Raw genomic sequence first — 18,624 nt, 5'->3', positions numbered from 1 at the left:
CTTCCCCCAGTGGTCTCCACCTTCGCATGCGCCACTGACAATCAGAGGACCGCGTTCCGCTTCCCACCCGGACGGGGCGGGGACGAATCAGGACACCGGCCGTGAATCAGCCCAGGCCAGTTCGAACTCCTCGCGGTATGCCGCGAAAAGCCCCCCTTCGTCCACCTCGCCCGGCTTCACCACCCGGTTGCCGTTGCGGAGCACCAGCACCGGCGCCTCCATGCCGCGCATGCGCCGCAGGTAGGACTGGACGACCGCGATGCCGTCGGTGCCGTCGCCGTCGACGAGATAGGCGGTGAACCGGGGCGTCTCGTCGTAGACCTGGATCTGGAAGGCCCCCGGGTCGCGCAGCCGGGAGCGGACGCGGCGCATGTGGAGGATGTTCATCTCCACCGCGCGGCTCAGTTCGCCCCGTTTCATCCCGAGTTCGCGTTCGCGGCGCTTGACCGCGCTGGAGGCGGGGTTGAGGAACAGCAGCCGGACGCGGGCGCCGGCCTCGGCGAGGCGGACCAGGCGCCGGCCGGAGAAGTTCTGCACGAGCAGGTTCAGGCCGATGCCGATGGCGTCGATACGGCGGGAGCCGTCGAAGATGTCCTCGGCGGGGAACTGGCGCAGCAGCCGCACCCGGTCGGAGTGGACGGCGACGACGTCCGCGTACCGGTCACCGACGAGGTCCTCGACCGCGTCCACGGGCAGCCGGCGCGCGGACGGCACGTCGCCGCCGGTGCCGAGCATCTCCAGCAGCCGCGCGGAGGCCCGCTCGGCCTGGCCGAGGACGGCCTCGGACAGCGCCCGGTTGCGGGAGACGACGTTGCGGGTCACCTCCAGCTCGTCCAGGGCGAGTTCGACGTCCCTACGGTCGTCGAGGTAGGGCTCGAAGCACGGCCAGTGCTGCACCATCAGCTCGCGCAGCTGCGGCAGCGTGAGGAAGGAGATGACGTTGTCGTCGGCCGGGTCGAGCAAGTAGCCCTTGCGGCGGCTGACTTCACGGACCGCGACGGCGCGCTGCACCCATTCCTGGCCGGCGGGGCCGGCCGCGGCGACCACCCACTCGTCGCCGTGGACGGGTTCGTAGATGGGCCGCAGCACGGCGGCCACCACGGCGCGCAGCCGCTGTTCGACGAGGTTCAGCCAGATGTAGGCCCGGCCGGCCCGCTGGGCGCGGGTGCGCACCTCGCGCCAGGCTTCGGCGTCCCAGTCCAGCTCCGGCCCGATGGCGTTGGTCTCCATCGGCCGGGCCAGGGACACCGTTCCGGGCGGGACGTCTGTGGAGCTCCCCTCGTGACCCTCGTCACCAGGGGGCAGCTCCAGCCCTCCCGAGCCCACCCAAGCACCGCCTTCCGCTCCGTTGAGCTCTCCCCGTCTCAACGATCAAGGAAGGGTACTCCGGGAGCGGTCGGCGGTGCAGCCGGATGGGCAGGTCGTTTCTCAACTGCCGGTGTCGGGCCGACCGTTCTCACCCTTGAGGGCGGGCGGCGTGAGCGGATTCATGGCGGTGACGTCCCTGGGGGCGATGGAGAAGCCCTGCCAGTGGACCGGCATGGGCTGCTGGTCCTCGTCGCGCGCGATGTGGTGGAAGCCCACGTTCACCCAGGCCACGGGGTGCTTGAGGGTCTGCCCGTTCACCCACTTGTCGACGGTCTTGGGGTGTCCCGTACCGCAGTTGAGGGGGTTGTTGCTGGCGTACATCTCGCACTTGTTGTACTCGGTGAAGTAGACGTCGTGCCGGGTGAAGCCGCGTCCGGAGTACTTGGTGGTGGCGCCGGGGACGAGCTCGTAGCTGCGCGCGTGGCCGTCCTTGTTCTTGCCGATGCTGCTGACCACGCGCCACCAGCGCATGTTCTTGGCGTCGCCCGCGAGTTCCTTGGTGACCGGGGTGCGGGTGGTCTTGTTGGTCGGGCCCTGCTGGCCGCTCGCGGGCGGGCTGACGACCGAGTCGTACTGCTCGATCTTGTTGGCCGAGGAGCCGTCCAGGCCGAAGTCGAGCCGCCAGAAGACGTTGTGGCTGTGGCTGGTGGCGTAGGACGTGGCGCCCTTGCCTATGGGCCAGCCGCGGCCGTCGCCGGCGTCGTAGTCGAAGGGCGAGAGGCTGCCGGTGGCGCCGACGTTCATGTTGACCGTGCCGTCGTCGGAGAAGCGCCACTCGGTCATGTACTCGTACCAGCCGACCTGGTTGACCGTGTAGACGAGCAGGTCCTTGCCCTGGGCCTGGTAGACCTTGGTGCCCTCGGCCTGCATGCGGTAGGCGTGGCCGCGCGACCGGGTCGTGGTGCACAGGCCCTTGACGTCGGGGTGCTGGGGGTCCATCGCCTGGGGGACCTTCACCGTCTTGATGGTGCCGCCGGGGCACTCGGCGGGGGCCAGGTTCACCAGGCCGGAGCCGAAGTTGTAGTCGGTGATGTCGTTGTACTCGTTCTTGCCGTCGTCGTACGGCACATGGATCTGGGCGAGCTTGGCGCTGGTGAGGACCCGGATCGGCTTGGTCTCGCCGGGCGGCTGGTAGGTGACCTTCTCCAGGACGAGCCCGGACTTGGCCTCGTAGCGCCAGCACATGCGCCAGGTCGTGCCGGTGGAGAGCTTCTGTTCGATGCGGTAGGCCGCGCTGCAGTCGGCCGCCGCGGCGGGGGCGGCCTTCGGCTGGGCGGCGGCGGGGCCGGCCCCGGCGGTCGCGCCGGCGGCCAGCGCGGCCAGGGACAGGCCGACGGCCGCTCCCTTGTGGGTACGGCTCATTCTGGTGACACGCATGTGGACATGACTCCTTGGCAGGAGGTGGTGAGTGGGAAAGGTGGACGCGCGAGCCGACTCAGCCGTCGAGCTTGGCGACCTTGCCGGTGCTGAGGTCGATCACCAGGGACCGGGCGTCGATCCAGGGACCGTTCTTGACCTTCGGCAGCAGACGCACACAGCGGTGCTCACCGCACGGGTCGAGGCTCGCGGGCTGGGCGCCCGGCACCGCCCGGTAGACCATGCTGGCGAGCAGCAGCTGGTCCGGGGAGGTGAGCTCCTTGCCGGTGGCGTCCTTGTAGTCGGCCTTCAGGCCCGCGCCGAGCGGGTCGGCGATCAGCAGCCGGGCCGCCTCGGTCTGCTCCTCGGGGCTCAGCGGCGGCTGGACGCCGCGCTGGGTGCCGGTGTTCTCGACCTTGCCTGTGTCGAGGTTGACCGTCCTGGTGACCAGGGTGTCGTTCTTGTAGTCGTAGAACGTCACCTCGGCGCGCCGGGGCGCGTCCGGGTCGTCCAGCTCGTCCGCCTCCGGGGCGGCGAGCTCCACGCCGAGGCGCTGCGGTCCGCGCTCGCCCTCGACGTTCTCGCCCGCGCTGAGCTGCTGCCGGCTGAGCGCGAGACGCTCCGCCCGCTTCATCTCGTCGTCGGTGAGCGGGTCGCTGCCCTTGCCCTTCTCCCCCTCGTCCGGGGCCCGCTCGACGACACCGGGCCGGACCACGCCGCCCTGGTCCCCGGCCGCCGCCTGCCCCGTCGTCCCTCCGGACTTCCCGCCTGCCGTGTCGTCGGCCCCCGCCGTGCCCGGCAGGGTGATCCCGATCATCACGGCTGTCGCGGCCACCGCGATGGCCGTACCCGCCACCACCTTGCCCAGGTGGCGACGCACTGTCGTGCGCACAATTGCCCCCTACTCCCCCTGTCGCCCGGGAGTATGTTCGTCTGCCCCACTGGTTCGGCATGCGCCGTATGCCGGCGTATGCACTGGTCGACAGGTAAGAGGGGCGTAAGTCGCAGGTGGTTCCATCACTTTCCGGGAGACTCGACGGCAAGGCGCCCCCGGCGCGGCGGCACACCTGAAAGAGTCATTTCATGCAGGTCTGGCCTGGAGAGGCGTATCCCCTCGGTGCCACGTACGACGGCGCCGGCACGAACTTCGCGGTCTTCACGGAGGCCGCGGACCGAGTAGAGCTGTGTCTGCTGCACGACGACGGCTCGGAGACGGCGGTGGAACTGCGGGAGAGCGACGCGTTCGTCCGGCACGCGTACCTGCCGGGCGTGATGCCCGGGCAGCGGTACGGCTTCCGGATGCACGGGCCGTACGAACCCGCGCGCGGGCTGCGCTGCAACTCGGCGAAGCTGCTGCTCGACCCGTACGCGAAGGCGGTCAGCGGCTCGGTCCGCTGGGGCGAGGAGGTGTACGGCTACCCGTTCGGCTCCCCCGACAAGCGCAACGACCTCGACTCGGCGCCGCACACGATGACGTCGGTGGTGGTCAACCCGTACTTCGACTGGGGCGACGACCGCCCGCCGCGCACGGAGTACCACCGCACGGTGATCTACGAGGCCCATGTGAAGGGTCTGACGATGCGCCATCCGGGGCTGCCGGAGGAGCTGCGCGGCACCTACGCGGCCCTCGCACACCCGGCGATCATCGAACACCTGACCGGGCTCGGTGTGACGGCGCTGGAGCTGATGCCGGTGCACCAGTTCGTCAACGACCACCGGCTGGTCGACATGGGCCTGAACAACTACTGGGGCTACAACACGATCGGCTTCTTCGCCCCGCACAACGCGTACGCCTCCTGGGGCGACCGCGGCCAGCAGGTGCTGGAGTTCAAGTCGGCGGTGCGCGCGCTGCACGAGGCGGGGATCGAGGTGATTCTCGACGTGGTCTACAACCACACCGCCGAGGGCAACCACCTGGGGCCGACGCTGTCCTTCCGGGGCATCGACAACCAGCGGTACTACCGGCTGGCCGACGACCCCCGCTACTACATGGACACCACGGGCACCGGGAACTCGCTGCTGATGCGGTCCCCGCACGTGCTGCAGATGATCATGGACTCGTTGCGGTACTGGGTCACCGAGATGCACGTGGACGGGTTCCGCTTCGACCTCGCGGCGACCCTGGCCCGGCAGTTCCACGAGGTGGACCGGCTGTCGTCGTTCTTCGACCTGGTGCAGCAGGACCCGGTCGTCTCCCAGGTGAAGCTGATCGCCGAGCCGTGGGACGTGGGCGAGGGCGGCTACCAGGTGGGCAACTTCCCGCCGCTGTGGACGGAGTGGAACGGCAAGTACCGGGACACCGTGCGCGACCTGTGGCGGGGCGAGCAGCGCACGCTCGCGGAGTTCGCCTCCCGGCTGACCGGCTCGTCCGACCTCTACCAGGACGACGGGCGCCGCCCGCTGGCCTCCATCAACTTCGTGACCTGCCACGACGGCTTCACCCTGCACGACCTCGTCTCGTACAACGACAAGCACAACCAGGCCAACGGGGAGGACAACCGGGACGGCGAGAGCCACAACCGGTCGTGGAACTGCGGGACCGAGGGCGAGAGCGACGACCCGCAGGTGCTGCGGCTGCGGGGCCGGCAGATGCGCAACTTCATCGCCACGCTGCTGCTCTCCCAGGGCGTGCCGATGATCAGCCACGGGGACGAGTTCGGGCGCACCCAGCAGGGCAACAACAACGCCTACTGCCAGGACAGCGAGCTGGCGTGGGTGGCGTGGCCGGACGCCGAAGGGCCCGGCGGCGAGCTGCTGGACTTCACGCGCGCGCTGACCCGGCTGCGCCGGGAGCACCCGGTGTTCCGGCGGCGCCGCTTCTTCCACGGGCGGCCCGTGGAGGGCACCCACGACGAGCTGTCGGACATCGCCTGGTTCACGCCGGAGGGCAAGGAGATGACCCAGCGGGACTGGGAGGGGGCGCAGGCGTCGGCGCTGTCGGTGTTCCTCAACGGCAACGCGATCTCGGAGCCGGGACCGCGCGGGGAGCGGATCACCGACGACTCCTTCCTGCTGTTGTTCAACGCCTCCCCGAAGTCCCTGGAGTTCGTGGTGCCGGTCGACCACGGGCGGCAGTGGCGGGTGGTCGTGGACACCGCCGAGCCGGAGGCGCTCGCACAGGGGCCGGCCCGCAAGGTGCAGGCGGGCGACCGGCTGACACTGGTCGACCGGAGCATGACGGTGCTGCAGCGACCGGCCGGGTAGACCGGGGCCGCGGGTGGCGCCGTGGTCCGGTGATCCGTGGTTCGGCGACCCGCGGTCCGGTGACCACGGTCCGTCACGGCGAGACGGTCGCGGCCGGAGAGTCACGGCCGTTCAGTCGTGGCCGGTCCGTCGCGGCCGGAGGGTCACGGCAGGTCCGTCGTGGCCGGTCGCGCGGACGCCGCGCGGCCGCGTGCCGGTGGGGCGCCGCGCCCCTTCGGGGTGCGGGGGCGGCCGTGGGTGTGTCAGGGCGCACGAACGGGTGCCGGGCGGGTACGTAGGTTTCCATGACCCCTGCGCGCCCCGCCCCCGCCCCGCCCACGGCCACCTACCGGCTGCAGCTGCAGCCCGCCTTCCCGTTCGCGGCCGCGGCGGCGGCCGTGCCGTACCTGGCCTCGCTCGGCGTCTCGCATCTGCATCTGTCGCCGGTCCTCGAGGCCGTGCCCGGCTCCCCGCACGGCTACGACGTCGTGGACCACGCGCGGGTGCGCGAGGAGCTGGGCGGTGAGGAGGGGCTGCGGGCGCTGGCGCGCGCCGCGCGGGAGCACGGGCTCGGCCTGGTCGTGGACATCGTGCCGAACCACATGGCGATGGCCCCGCGCCACAACCGTGCCCTGTGGGAGGTGCTGCGGGAGGGCCCGAAGTCGCCCTACGCGCGCTGGTTCGACATCGACTGGGAGGCGCGCGGCGGCCAGGTGCTCGTCCCGGTGCTCGGCCACCCCGTCGGCACGGAGCTGGAGCACCTGCGGGTGGACGGCGGTGTGCTGCGCTACTACGACCACGTCCTGCCGCTGCGCGAGGGCACCGAGGACCTGCCGCTGCCGCAACTGCTCGACGCCCAGTGGTACCGCCCCGTGTGGTGGCGGCTGGCCCGCACCGAGCTGAACTACCGGCGGTTCTTCAGCATCTCGGAGCTGATCGGGGTGCGGGTGGAGGACCCGGAGGTCTTCGAGGCCACCCACGGCAAGATCCTCCAGCTGCTGCACGAGGGCGTCGTCGACGGCCTGCGGGTCGACCACCCGGACGGCCTCGCCGACCCCGACGCCTACCTGGAGCGGCTGCACGAGGCCACGGGGGGCCGCTGGACGGTCGTCGAGAAGATCCTCGCCGACGACGAGCGGCTGCCGGACTCCTGGCCCGTGGCCGGCACCACCGGCTACGACGCCCTGCGCCGCGTAGACGGCCTCTTCACGGACCCCGCGGGGGCCCGGGAGCTGCTCGCCCTCTACCGGCGCTTCGCGGCCCCGCAGACGGACCGCGGCGGCGACTGGGCGGCCACCGCGCGGAGGGCGGCGTACGGGGTGCTCTCGCACGAGCTGGCGGCCGAACTGGACCGGCTGACCCGGCTCGCCTCCCGGCTGTGCGCGAGCGCCCCGGACCCCGCGCTGCGCGACCGGGCGCCGTGGGCGCTGCGCACGGCGCTGGTGGAGCTGCTCGTCCGGCTGGAGGTCTACCGGCCGTACGCCTCGGGCGATCCGGCCCGCGTGGTCACCGAGGAGGCGGCCGAGGAGGCGAGAAGCGCGTTCATGGTGCCGGAGGAGGCGGGCGCGGTCGACGCGGTGCGCGCGCTGGTGCTCGGCGGCGAGGGGCCCCTGCGCGAGGAGTTCCGGGCCCGGTTCGCGCAGACGGCGTCCGCGCTGCGCGCCAAGTCGGTGGAGGACACGGCGTTCTACCGGTACGTCCCGATGCTCGCGGCGAACGAGGTGGGCGGCGAGCCGGGCCGCCCCGGGGTGTCCCCGGAGGAGTTCCACGCGTACTGCGCGCGCGTGCAGCGCGACTGGCCGGCCACCGGGACGGTCGTGTCGACGCACGACACCAAGCGCAGCGCCGACGTGCGGGCCGCGCTGGCGGTGCTCACCGAGTGCCCGGCCCGCTGGGACCGGGTTCTGGAGCAGGTCACGCGCGCGGAGGAGGAGGTGCCGGACGGGCAGCTGGCGTGGGCGGCCTGGCAGACGGTGTTCGGGCTCGGCCCCGCGGCCCCGGAGCGGGTACGGGAGGCGCTGCTCAAGCACGTGCGCGAGGCGGGCCTGTACACGAGCTGGACCGAGCAGGAGCCGCCGTACGAGGAGGCGGTGGCCGCGTTCCTCGCGGCGGGGCCGTGCGGGGCGCCCGGCGAGCGGGTGACGGCACTGCGCGAGGCGCTGGAGCCGCACATCCGGGCCAACGTGCTCGGTACGGCGCTGGTGCACCTGACGATGCCGGGGGTCCCGGACGTCTACCAGGGCACGGAGGCCGAGTACCGCGCCCTGGTGGACCCCGACAACCGGCGTCCCGTGCGGTTCCCGCCCGGGGACCCCGGTGAGAAGGCCGCGGTGACCGAGGCGGCCCTGCGGCTGCGCCGGCACCGGCCGGGCGTCTTCGGGAGCGCGGCGACGTACGAGCCGTTGGCCGCCGAGGGGCCGGCGGCGGAGCACTGCCTGGCGTTCGCGCGCTCGGGCGAGGCGGTCACGGCGGTGACGCGGCTGTCGCTGCGGCTGGCGGAGGCGGGCGGCTGGCGGGACACCCGGCTGCCGTTGCCACCGGGGCGGTGGCGCGACGCGCTCGCTCCGGAGCGGGAGTTCTCGGGGCACGCGCGCGTGGCCGAGCTGTTCGCACCGCTGCCGGTGGCGCTGCTGGAGCGGGCGGCGGGCTGAGGAGGGGTGCCCGGGGGGGGCCTGGGGCCGGAAGGGGGACCGGGAGGACGCGCGCCGGCCTGCGCCGGTGCGGAGTGTGCCGGCGGGTGCCGGTTCGGGCCGGGGGTGGTCGCGCGGTCGGGGGCGCGCGGCGGCCGGCGGGTCGGCGGGCCGGCGTGACCGTGGAGTGTTCGGCGGTCGGCGGCCGGCGGCTTCGGCGTGGCCGTGCGAGTGCGCTGACGGGTGCCCCTCGCGGCTCCGGGGCATCCTTGACAGTTCACAGAGTCCGTGGGGTACTGCGGAGAGCGAAGCCGGTCGGACAAGACGGGGGTGAGTCTCCTGCCGGTGCTGCGCTACCCCACGGTTCCCGAACTGACCTTCTCCGCCCGTGCCCTGGCCGCGCGGCACTCCGGTCTGTGCGCCCTGCGGCAGGTGGGGCTCTCGCGTGCGGGCCGTCCCCTGCACCTGCTGTCGGTGGGGCGCGCGCGGCGGGCCGTCCTGGTCGTCGCCGGCGCCCACGCCAACGAGCCGACGGGCGGCCCGACCCTGCTGGCGCTGGCCGAACGGGTGCTGCACGAAAGGGGGTTGCGCACCGGCGTCTCCTGGCACTTCCTGCTGTGCGCGGACCCGGACGGGGCGAGTCTGCACATCACGCCGGCGCCGCGCAGTCTGCTGGAGTACCACCTGGGGTTCTTCCGGCCCGCGGGCCCGGAGCAGCCGGAGTGGTCGCCCGCCGTGCTGCCGTCCGACCGGCTGCCGCCCGAGACGCGCGCGCTGACCCGGATCATCGACGAGCTGCGGCCCTATCTGCAGGTGACCCTGCACGGCACCGACCTGGGCGGCAGCTGGGTGCAGCTGACCAGGGACATCCCGGGGCTCGCCGAGCCGTTCGCCAAGTCCGCGGCGCGGCTGCACATCCCGGTGGAGACGGGCGCCTCGGACGCGGCGGGCTGGCCGGCGTCCGGCCCGGGGGTGCACGTGATGCCGGACGCCGGCGCGGCCGCGGCGTACCCGAGCATGCCGGACGACGCACGGCACAGCACCTGGTACCACGTCCATCGCTACGGCGGTCTGACCGCGGTGGTGGAGGTGCCGATGTGGGCGAGCGACCTGGTGGACGACCCCGCCCCGCATCCCGCCCCGGCCGCGGCGATCCGGCGCCTCGCGGAGCGGCTGCTGCGGGACTCGCGGGAGGTGGAGGCGGTGCTCGCCGAGGCGCTGCCGCGGCTGGAGGGCGCCGACGGGCCCCTGCTGCGGGCGGCCAGATGGGCGCTGGAGCTGGTGCCGGGGCTGGCGGCCGACTGGACCCATACGCCACCGGCCGGTACGACGATGGCGTACGTCGGCAGCGTGGACGCCTTCGCCCGGCGGCTGCCGCTGCGGGCGGCGGCGATGCTGTGGCGGGTCCTGCAGGAGAGCGACGACCACGCGGCCCCGCGTCTCGAACAGCTCGTGGAGGACTGGAGCGACGCCTTCGCCGTGCGCTTCCGCGCCCGCTGGGTGCCGCTGGAGCACCAGGTCGAACACCAGAGCCGCACGGTCCTGGCGGCAGCACTCCACGCCCGCAAGCGGTCGGCCTAGGAGCCCTGTGGCCCCCAGGGCGAGCGGGCGGCCGCAGGCAGGCGGGCCAGATCCGGTCATCCAGCCAGGCCGCGGCCGGGATCTGAGCCGGGCCGCTGCCGAGGTCACCGGGCTCCTCGATCACGAGGAAGTCGGTGATGAAGGAGGCGACGTCGCCGCTGTCGGTACGGCCGACCCACGTCAGGTAGAACCCGTGGCCGCGGCCCGTGGTGAACGCCACGATCTCCTGCGGAGGCGTCGACGAAGCACACGTCCCCGTGATCCGTCTCGTGGCCGAAGAATTCACGGTCACCGAGCTCCGCGGCGTCCCGGCCGGCCACGAGCGCGAGCTCCCACCTGGTGACGGGCGCGTCAGTGGCGGACAGGCGGGCAGCGCCCGCCACGTGGGCCGGCGTGCCGTCGTTGTCGAAGGACACCACCGCCAAGGTGACGGGATACCGGCCGGGGCGCACCTCTGCGGTGAAGGGGCGGGGCGCGAACGGACCGAGGCCCGTGAAGGGATCACGGACGACCAGCTGCCCCGTGGGCAGTGCCAGGTCCACGGGTTTGCTCAGAGAGACGGTGGCCGGTCGACCTCCCAGAGGGTGCAGTGGTGCTGATCCGCAAACAGTGCGGTGAAGTCCGGCGGGGTGAGGGGCTTGGAATCGTCCAGTCGGGCAGCGGTGACCAGACTTCAGACCAGACGATGTGACGCAGTCGCGCAGCCGCGCAGCCGCGAGGCGCCACTCGGCGGCCCGCGCCGGTCCTTCCCCTCCCGCCACGCACGCGTGCGTGAGCAGCGTCGCCCCGCCGGGATCAGGCCCCGGGTGCCACCGTGTCCGGGGTGTCCATCGCGAAGACCGCGCCCGTGCGGGCGGTCATCTCGCAGGCGTTGCCGAAGGTCTCGGTGTACGCGACGGGGCGCCCGTTCCACTGCCCGCTCGCCTGGGCCGTCACCGGGGCGTAGACGAGGGCGCAGACGGTGTCCCCGGCCGCAGGGAGGGCGCGGAGGTCCCCGTTCACCGCGGCGAGCTGCGCGCAGGCCTCGGCGGCGCGGCGGTGGCCCTGGGGCGGGGCGCACCGCAGCAGGGTGGCGCGGGTGTCGCGGGAGGGGGAGGTGTCCCGGGTGACCGTGAGCTGGAGCCAGTTGCCGGGGAGCGGGTCCTGGGAGGCCGCCCGGGCCGGGGCGGCACCGGCGGCGAGGAGAAGGGCGGCGGCGGCCGGCAGGGCACGCCGGAGCGGTGCGGCGGGGAACGCGTGGAAGTGCTTCATTCCCGGTGCATCGGCACGGCGGCCTGCGTCCCCCAGTCCGGCTCACCCGAACGCGTGGGATCCCGGTGCCGTCCGGCCAGTTCGAACGCGGCGAGCACGACCCGCGCCTGGTATTCGACCTGGCGGGCGACGGGGATCCAGCGGGCCTGGCAGTCGTCCTGGTAGGCGGCGCACCAGCGGTCGATGAGCCCGTCCAGCTCCGGCAGCACGCCGGCCGGGTCGCGGCCCGCGCCGGCGACGAGCTGGTGCAGCAGGCCCGCGGTCCGGGCGGCGATGCGGCGGCCGGCGATGCGCAGGGCGGTCAGATGGGCGGTGCTGAGCGTCGGGAGGGGGCGGCGCGGGTCGGTGGTGTCGGGGTCCCAGGCGTCGGCGAGTCCGGGGCAGACCAGGAGGTGGTCGTCGACGGGCGCGAGCAGACGGGCCGTCTCGGCGGTGCCGCCGAGGTGGGGCCGTGCCCGGCTGAGGATGCGTTCCAGCACCTGGACGTCGTGGCGCAGGTCGCCGCTGACGGCGCGCAGCACGGCGTCCCGGTCGGCGGGGGGCGAGCCGTCCTCGACGGCGGCCACGCCCCACATGGGCGCCTCGACGACCGCGGTGACGGTGCCGTACCGGTGCGGGTGGTGCCAGGTCGACTCGACGGCGGCTTCGGTGATGGCGGCGGCCAGGTCGCCGGGGTGCGGCGGCGGGATGCGGTAGACGGCGGGTCCCAGACCGGGCCAGTACAGGGTGTCGTAGGGCCCGAGTTCGCGGGGGATGCCGAGACGGGCGGCGGCGTGGGCGATGCGCCGGTCGAGGCCGGGCAGGTCACGGGTGAGTTCCACGAAGCCGCCGCCGATGTCGACGCCGTGCAGCGAGCACTGGAAGAAAGGTTTCAGTTCGTCCTGGAGACGGAGCAGCGCCCGCGTCTCCGGGAGCGCGGCGCCGGGCGCCCCGTCGGGCAGCCACTCGGGCTGTTCCAGGAAGCCGGGCCGGAAGAAGTGCCGGAAGTAGCGGCCGAGGCTGTAGGGGCCGGTCAGCCAGCCCTCGTTGCGGCGCAGCCCGTCGGGGTCGAGGCAGAGCAGCAGGTTCCAGGTGGCGTCGGCGCCCTCGGTGAGCCGGGGGTCGGCGAGGGCGCGTTCGGCCAGCCTGAGGACGGTGGCGCCGCCGACGGGCTCGTTGGCGTGCGGTCCGGCGACGACGAGGACCTGGCGGCTGCCCCGGCCGACGGTGAGCAGCCACAGGGGTGTGCCCTCGCGGGAGACGCCGACACGGCGCAGCGCGGCGTCCCGGGGACGGCGGGCGGCGAGCGCGGCGGCGCGGGCCGTGAGTTCGTCCACGGTCGGATAGCGGAGGAGCGGCGGCAGGGCACACCTCCAGGGCGGCGCCGTCGGTTCACCGGGCGTGTCGGGTGTACGCACAGTGAGTCATGGTGCGGGTGTACGTCAACACCGCCGTCCACGCCGGGACTTGGCCGTGCCGGCGGGCCGGTTCAGTTCGCCGAGAGGCGGAACGCCACCCTCCCGAAGGCGACCTGGTCGCCTTCGCGCACGACGGCCGCGCCGATGACCCGGCGGCCGTTGACGGTGGTCCCGTTGGTCGAACCGAGGTCGCGCAGCACCCACATGCCGCCCTGGCGGCTGAGTTCGGCGTGCACGCGCGAGACGCTCTCGTGGGTCAGTCGCAGCCCGCTCACCGGGTCGCGGCCGATGCGCAGCGCGTGCTCGGTGCCGGGGTGCGGCAGCAGCAGCTTGGGCAGCCGCTCGGCCTGCCAGGCCCGGCGCAGCCGGACGGTGAACCCGGAGACGGCCTCGACGGTGCCGAAGACCACGCGCGCGAAGCGGTTCTCCTTGGGCAGGTCGGCGGTGAGGGCGGCCAGTTCGTCGGAGCGGCGGGCGGCGAGGGCGAGTTCCATGCGCCGGATGAAGGTGTCGTGCGACAGGCGGCCCATGGCGACGCCGTCACGGAGCACCTTCAGCGCCCTGTCGCGCTCCGCGTCGGACAGCCGCGCGGGGTGGTAGGTGTTGAACTCGAAAGACGACGTCACGGAGGTGATTGTCGGTCAGTGAACCCCGGGTGTCCAGGAAACGGAGAAACGCCGGTCCGCGCGCGTGGCCGACGACACCCGCCGCGACGGGGGTGTTCCCTCGGCGGACGGATCTCGTTTACAGCACGATGGACCCGGCTACATCACGGTGAGCAGACGTAAGGGGAACCGTCCGTGCAGTTCGAGGTGTGGGCACCGCAGGCCGAACGGGTGGCGCTGCGGTGCGACGACGTCACGCACGCGCTGCGGCGCGATCCGGAGCGCGCGGGATGGTGGACCGGAGAGGCGGAGGCCGCGGACGGCACGCGGTACGGCTTCTCGGTGGACGACGGCCCCATCCGCCCCGACCCGCGTTCGCGCCGCCAGCCGGACGGCCCGGACGGGCTGAGCGCGGTCGTCGACCACGGCCGGTACGCGTGGCGCGCGTCATGGGCCGGGCGTCCGCTGCCGGGCGCGGTCCTGTACGAGCTGCATGTGGGCACGTACACCCCCGAGGGCACCCTGGACGCGGCCGCCGAACGTCTCGGCCATCTCGCCGGACTGGGCGTCACCCACGTGGAGTTGATGCCGCTGTGCCCGTTCCCCGGCCGGCACGGCTGGGGGTACGACGGGGTCTCGCTGTGGGCCGTGCACGAGCCGTACGGCGGTCCCGAGGCGCTGAAGCGGTTCGTCGACCGGGCGCACGAGCTGGGGCTCGGGGTGGTCCTGGACGTCGTCCACAACCACCTGGGCCCGTCCGGCAACTACCTGCCCGGGTTCGGCCCGTACTTCACCGAACGCCATCACACGCCGTGGGGCGCGGCCGTCAACCTGGACGCCCCGGGCTCGGACGAGGTGCGGGCGTTTCTGCTGGGCAGTGCGCTGGCGTGGCTGCGGGACTACCGGATCGACGGGCTGCGGCTGGACGCGGTGCACGCGCTCGCCGACACGCGCGCGTACCACTTCCTGGAGGAGCTGTCGGCGGCCGTGGACGCCCTCGCCGCCGAGACGGGCCGACCGCTGTTCCTGATCGCCGAGTCCGACCTGAACGACCCGCGGCTGATCACCCCCCGCCGCGAGGGCGGCCTCGGGCTGCACGCCCAGTGGAACGACGACTTCCACCACGCCCTGCACACCGCGCTCACCGGTGAGTCCCAGGGCTACTACGGCGACTTCGCGCGCGACCCGTTCGCCGCGCTCGTCAAGACCCTCACCGGCGGCTTCTTCCACGACGGCACGTACTCCGGCTTCCGCGAGCGGCACCACGGGCGCCCGCTGGACCGCGCCCGCGTCCCCGCGCACCGGCTCCTCGGCTACTCCCAGACCCACGACCAGATCGGCAACCGCGCCCAGGGCGACCGCCTCGCGGCGGCCCTCTCCCCCGGGCTCCTCGCCTGCGCGGCGGCGCTCACGCTGACCGCGCCGTTCACGCCGATGCTGTTCATGGGCGAGGAGTGGGCGGCGGGCACGCCGTGGCAGTACTTCACCGACCACACCGACCCCGAACTCGCCGAGGCCGTACGGCGGGGCAGGCGGCGGGAGTTCGCGGCGCACGGCTGGGCCGAGGCGGACGTGCCGGACCCGCAGGACCCCAGGACGCGGGACCGCTCCTGCCTGGACTGGTCCGAGCCGCGGCGTGAGCCCCACGCGCGCGTGCTGGCCTGGTACCGCGAGCTGATCGCGCTGCGGCACGCCCAGCCGGACCTCACCGACCCCGACCTCGCCGACATCAAGGTCGCCCACGACGCCCGGGCCCGCTGGCTCGCCTTCCGGCGCGGAGACGTCCGGGTGGCCGTGAACCTCGCGAAGGAGCCGGCGGCGATCCCGCTCGGCCCCCGCCCGGCCCGGGTGCTCGCCGCGTGGGAGCCGGTGGAGGTACCGGGCCCGGACGGTCTGCTGCACATGCCCCCGGAGTCGTGCGTGGTCCTGGAACAGGAGTGAACCGCACGATCCCGTCCGGGGCGACCCGCGCTCCGCCCGCACGGGGGACGCGACACGGCCCCCGCGTTCCGGCCGCACGGGGGACGACGCGGCCCCCGCGCTCCGTCCGCACGGGGGGCGACACGGCTCCCGCGCTCCGGCCGCACGACGGACGAGACGGCCCGGCGTTCCGCCCGCACGGGGGACGACGCGGCCCCCGGCAGCCGCCGCGAGAGGAGGCCGTACCCGCCCCGGGCCGGTACCTGTCCGGCGGCCCACGCCAAGGACCCGGGGGCCGGCCCACCCCTGGGAAGCGGCCCCCCGGGCTCCCCCTGCTTCCCCGGCTGGTACCTGCCCGAAGGCCCACGCCGAGGACCCGGGCCCCGGCCCCCTGGACGCCGAGGAGAACCCCGGACGCCCCTGCTACACCGGCTCGTACCCGGCCGGCGACCCGCGCCAAGAACCCGGGGCCCGGCGCCCGGCCCGCCCCGCCCGTCGGTGAGGCCCCCCCCGGGCGCCCCCCTGGCTCCCTGCACCGTGACCGTCGGGAAGGTGCTACGCGTGAGGAGGCAGATGGGCGCGAGGCGTTGGGGCGCTCACGGGGCGGGCTGACCAGCAAGGTCCATCTGCTCTCCGACGACCGGGCCCGCCCGCTGCACTGGCTGACCTCGCCCGGTCAGCGGGGTGACAGCCCGATGTTCGCTCCAGTGCTGGACGGCTTACGCATCCGGCGCCGCGGCGCGGGCCGCCCGCGCAGCCGGCCGGACCGGGTGCGGGGCGACAAGGCGTACTCCAGCCGGGACAACCGCGCCTACCTGCAACGGCGCGGGATCAAGGCCACCATCGCTCAGCCCGATGACCAGCGGGCCCACCGCAAGCGCCGGGGACGAGCCGGCGGTCGGCCCCCGGCCTTCGACAAGGCCCAGTACCGCCGTCGCAACGCGGTCGAGCGGTGCGTGAACAAGTGGAAGCAGTTCCGGGCGGTGGCCACCCGGTACGACAAGCGCGACTACGTCTTCGACGGCACCCTCACCGTCACCGCGATCGTCATCTGGCTCCGCGACACCGTCCAAGAGCCATCAGAAACGGCCTAGTCGTCGCCGTCCCGGAACTCTGTCACCCGCTCCAGCAGGATGGCCTCCCAGGCGCGGTGGAGCTGGGTGCGCAGGAGGGGGAGGGGGTCCGTGCCGTGGCCGTTGAGGCGGTCGGCGAGGCGGATGACGGTGTCGCAGCGGGCCAGCCAGAGGCCGCGCAGGCAGGGGCGGGCGCCGTAGCCGGCGAGGGTGGCGGCGCGGACGGCGGCGCCGGAGCCCACGGCGAGGGCGAGGCCGGCGATGTCCTCGGCGGGGTCGCCGATCACCGCGTCCGTCCAGTCGAGGACGCCCCGCACCCGGCCGTCGGCGCTGACCACGAGGTGCTCGCCGCGCAGCCGGTGATGGACGAGCACGGCGGTGGCGGGCTGGGCGGCCAGCTGGGCCGCGCCGGGCGGGGTGAGCTGGTTCAGGCGCAGCGGGTCGAACTCGTCGGCGCGGGCGAGGGCCGCGGCGGCGGTGACGGCCATACGGCGCAGCGCCTCCAGCGAGCGCGGGGCGGTCCGCGGCACGCCGAGCGCCTCGGCCTGCCGGGACGGCACCTCGCGCAGTCCGCCGAGCAGTCCTGCGAGGTCGGCCTCGCCGACGGCGGACACGTCGTGCTCCTCGGCCGTGCCCCCGGGCAGCTTGGTGTCCAGGGTGCAGATCAGGCCGGGCGACCATTCGCCGTGCGCCACGCTGGTGGGCACGGCGACGGGGACGTGCGGGCGGACGAGGTCGCGCAGCCGCAGTTCGCGGCGCCGGCGCACGGTCGCCTCGCGGTCGGGGGCGAGCCGCAGCACATGGCGGGTGCCGACCCACCAGGTGGAGTGCGCGCCCTCCTCGGCGACGGGGCGCACCTCGGGCCCCGAGCCGCCCAGGTCGCCCTCCTTGAGGAGCGCGCGGACCAGTCGGCGGACGGTGTCCGCGGTGGGTGTCGGTGCCTGGGTCATGATCGCGCCGTTGCCGTTCGGATGGGTGCCAGACTCCTGGGGAGGGGTCTCCTGGGGATGCGTTCAGTCCACTATGACCAGCTCGCGGGTGGTGTCGTTGAGGCGGCGTCCGCCGTCCTCGGTGACGGTGACGATGTCCTCGATGCGTACCCCGAACCGGCCGGGCAGGTACACGCCGGGTTCCACGGAGAAGCACATGCCGGGCACGAGGGGCTGTTCCTCGCCCTCGATCATGTACGGCGGCTCGTGGGTGGTGACGCCGATGCCGTGGCCGGTGCGGTGGATGAAGTACTCGCCGTAGCCGGCGTCGGCGATCACCGCGCGGGCGGCCCGGTCGACCTCCTGGCACGCGACGCCGGGCCGTACGGCGCGGAAGCCCGCCTCCTGGGCCTCGCGGACGAGGTCGTGGACCCGGCGTTCCTCCTCGGTGGGTTCGCCGACGTGGACGGTGCGGGAGGTGTCGGAGCCGTAGCCGTCCTTGAGGCCGCCGAAGTCGAGGACGACCATGTCGCCGTGTTCGATGACGCGGTCGCCCACCTCGTGGTGCGGGTTGGCGCCGTTGGGCCCGGAGGCGACGATGGTGAAGTCGACCTGGGAGTGCCCGAAGCGCCGCAGCAGCCCGGCGAGGTCGGCGCCGACCTCGGACTCCCGGCGGCCGCTGAAGCGCAGCGTGCGGATCTCCTCGAACGTCCGGTCGGCGGCGGCTCCCGCGGCCGCCATCAGCTCCAGTTCCGCCGCGTCCTTGACGGCCCGCAGCATCGGCAGGGCCTCGGTGAGGGAGGCGTAGGACGTCGCGGGCAGCGTTCTCTGCAGGTGCAGCAGGTGCATCGCCCAGGCGTTGTCGCTGATGCCGAACCGCCCGCGCGGGTCGAGCAGGCCGGCGGTGAGGGCGTAGGGGTCCCCGCCGTCGGTCCAGTCCCGCAAGGTGAGCGCCGGGGCGCCGGCCGCCTTCGCCGCGTCGGGGGCCTCCAGTGTCGGGACGACGAGGACGGGATCCTCGCCGGGGGCCAGGACGAGCAGGGTGAGCCGTTCGGTGTCGGCGGGGGGCGCGTAGCCGGTGAGCCAGACGAGGTCGGGTCCCGGCGCCACGAGGAGCCCGGCGAGTCCGGCGTCGGCGGCCTCGCGCGCGGCCCGTTCCATACGGGCCCGGTAGTCGTCGGTGGTGAAGGGCGCGGGGGCGGTGCCGGTCATCCGGGTCTCCCGATGAGTCGTGGTGACTGACATGGTGGCCGACGTCGCGGCTGACGTGAGGACCACGGGCAGCATCCTGCCCGGACAGCGGGGGCCGCGCGAGCCGGTCGGCCCGGTTT

Annotated in this window: 13 protein-coding genes and 1 pseudogene; 5 read left to right on the top strand and 9 right to left on the bottom strand. The window is 73.8% G+C overall.

Annotated features, from left to right (window positions below):
* Window positions 1–87: 87 nt before the first annotated feature.
* The 3 genes from ACFY2L_RS37265 to ACFY2L_RS37255 form a co-directional block, all read right to left on the bottom strand.
* A complete protein-coding gene (locus ACFY2L_RS37265; protein ID WP_390662093.1) occupies window positions 88–1,326 on the bottom strand; it encodes an SAV2148 family HEPN domain-containing protein in 1,239 nt (412 codons plus the stop codon).
* A 102-nt stretch (window positions 1,327–1,428) separates the two neighbouring features.
* Entirely contained in the window at window positions 1,429–2,745 is a 1,317-nt protein-coding gene (locus tag ACFY2L_RS37260; RefSeq protein ID WP_390662092.1) for a copper amine oxidase, read from the bottom strand.
* Window positions 2,746–2,803: 58 nt separating this feature from the next.
* The gene (locus ACFY2L_RS37255; RefSeq protein WP_390824550.1) at window positions 2,804–3,616 is read right to left on the bottom strand and encodes a Tat pathway signal sequence domain protein; all 813 of its coding nucleotides are present in this window, start codon (window positions 3,614–3,616) and stop codon (window positions 2,804–2,806) included.
* 191 nt (window positions 3,617–3,807) lie between these two features.
* Here ACFY2L_RS37255 and glgX point away from each other — a divergent pair, with 191 nt between their 5' ends.
* From glgX to ACFY2L_RS37240, 3 genes are all read left to right on the top strand, one after another.
* Window positions 3,808–5,928, top strand: a complete 2,121-nt coding sequence (glgX, locus tag ACFY2L_RS37250) for a glycogen debranching protein GlgX (protein WP_390662090.1) — start codon at window positions 3,808–3,810, stop codon at window positions 5,926–5,928.
* Window positions 5,929–6,212: 284 nt separating this feature from the next.
* Window positions 6,213–8,558 carry a malto-oligosyltrehalose synthase gene (gene treY / locus ACFY2L_RS37245; protein WP_390824549.1) on the top strand — a complete coding sequence of 782 codons (2,346 nt, stop codon included), beginning with the start codon at window positions 6,213–6,215 and terminating at the stop codon, window positions 8,556–8,558.
* Between the two features lie 309 nt (window positions 8,559–8,867).
* Window positions 8,868–10,118, top strand: a complete 1,251-nt coding sequence (locus tag ACFY2L_RS37240) for a M14 family zinc carboxypeptidase (RefSeq protein ID WP_390662087.1) — start codon at window positions 8,868–8,870, stop codon at window positions 10,116–10,118.
* 104 nt (window positions 10,119–10,222) lie between these two features.
* Here the strand turns inward: ACFY2L_RS37240 and ACFY2L_RS37235 are convergent, their stop codons facing one another.
* The 4 genes from ACFY2L_RS37235 to ACFY2L_RS37220 all read right to left on the bottom strand — a co-directional run bounded on the left by ACFY2L_RS37235 (window position 10,223) and on the right by ACFY2L_RS37220 (window position 13,392).
* Complete coding sequence (locus ACFY2L_RS37235; RefSeq protein ID WP_390824548.1) at window positions 10,223–10,660, bottom strand: DUF4241 domain-containing protein; 438 nt, start codon at window positions 10,658–10,660, stop codon at window positions 10,223–10,225.
* Between the two features lie 253 nt (window positions 10,661–10,913).
* Entirely contained in the window at window positions 10,914–11,369 is a 456-nt protein-coding gene (locus ACFY2L_RS37230) for an SSI family serine proteinase inhibitor (RefSeq protein ID WP_390824547.1), read from the bottom strand.
* Entirely contained in the window at window positions 11,366–12,685 is a 1,320-nt protein-coding gene (locus tag ACFY2L_RS37225; protein WP_390824546.1) for a M14 family zinc carboxypeptidase, read from the bottom strand. The genes ACFY2L_RS37230 and ACFY2L_RS37225 overlap by 4 nt, the downstream gene beginning before the upstream one ends.
* 152 nt (window positions 12,686–12,837) lie before the next feature.
* Window positions 12,838–13,392 carry an FHA domain-containing protein gene (locus tag ACFY2L_RS37220; protein WP_390662083.1) on the bottom strand — a complete coding sequence of 185 codons (555 nt, stop codon included), beginning with the start codon at window positions 13,390–13,392 and terminating at the stop codon, window positions 12,838–12,840.
* A 174-nt stretch (window positions 13,393–13,566) separates the two neighbouring features.
* Between ACFY2L_RS37220 and treZ the strand changes: the two genes are divergently transcribed.
* Window positions 13,567–15,312, top strand: coding sequence for a malto-oligosyltrehalose trehalohydrolase (gene treZ / locus ACFY2L_RS37215; RefSeq protein WP_390662082.1), 1,746 nt, complete (start codon window positions 13,567–13,569; stop codon window positions 15,310–15,312).
* 521 nt (window positions 15,313–15,833) lie between these two features.
* Window positions 15,834–16,385: pseudogene (locus tag ACFY2L_RS37210) on the top strand (IS5 family transposase); the annotation flags it as partial.
* On the opposite strand, the gene ACFY2L_RS37205 reads toward ACFY2L_RS37210, so the two are convergent.
* On the bottom strand, window positions 16,382–17,314 hold the full coding sequence (locus ACFY2L_RS37205) for an aminoglycoside phosphotransferase family protein (RefSeq protein WP_390824545.1): 933 nt from the start codon (window positions 17,312–17,314) through the stop codon (window positions 16,382–16,384). The pseudogene ACFY2L_RS37210 and the gene ACFY2L_RS37205 sit on opposite strands and share 4 nt — an antisense overlap.
* A 63-nt stretch (window positions 17,315–17,377) precedes the next feature.
* Window positions 17,378–18,505, bottom strand: coding sequence for a M24 family metallopeptidase (locus ACFY2L_RS37200; protein ID WP_390662078.1), 1,128 nt, complete (start codon window positions 18,503–18,505; stop codon window positions 17,378–17,380).
* Window positions 18,506–18,624: the final 119 nt, after the last annotated feature.

This window comes from Streptomyces sp. NPDC001381 (assembly GCF_042895685.1).
In the GTDB taxonomy this organism is placed as follows: Bacteria; Actinomycetota; Actinomycetes; order Streptomycetales; family Streptomycetaceae; genus Streptomyces.
Note: the sequence above shows the minus strand (reverse complement) of the source record. Positions and strands in the feature narration are given on the sequence as shown.

Excerpts from the sequence above, each read along its gene's own strand:
- ACFY2L_RS37260 (WP_390662092.1), bottom strand. The coding sequence starts at position 2,745 with ATGCGTGTCACCAGAATGAGCCGTACCCACAAGGGAGCGGCCGTCGGC.
- glgX (WP_390662090.1), top strand. The coding sequence starts at position 3,808 with ATGCAGGTCTGGCCTGGAGAGGCGTATCCCCTCGGTGCCACGTACGAC.
- treY (WP_390824549.1), top strand. The coding sequence starts at position 6,213 with ATGACCCCTGCGCGCCCCGCCCCCGCCCCGCCCACGGCCACCTACCGG.
- ACFY2L_RS37230 (WP_390824547.1), bottom strand. The coding sequence starts at position 11,369 with ATGAAGCACTTCCACGCGTTCCCCGCCGCACCGCTCCGGCGTGCCCTG.
- ACFY2L_RS37205 (WP_390824545.1), bottom strand. The coding sequence starts at position 17,314 with ATGACCCAGGCACCGACACCCACCGCGGACACCGTCCGCCGACTGGTC.
- ACFY2L_RS37200 (WP_390662078.1), bottom strand. The coding sequence starts at position 18,505 with ATGACCGGCACCGCCCCCGCGCCCTTCACCACCGACGACTACCGGGCC.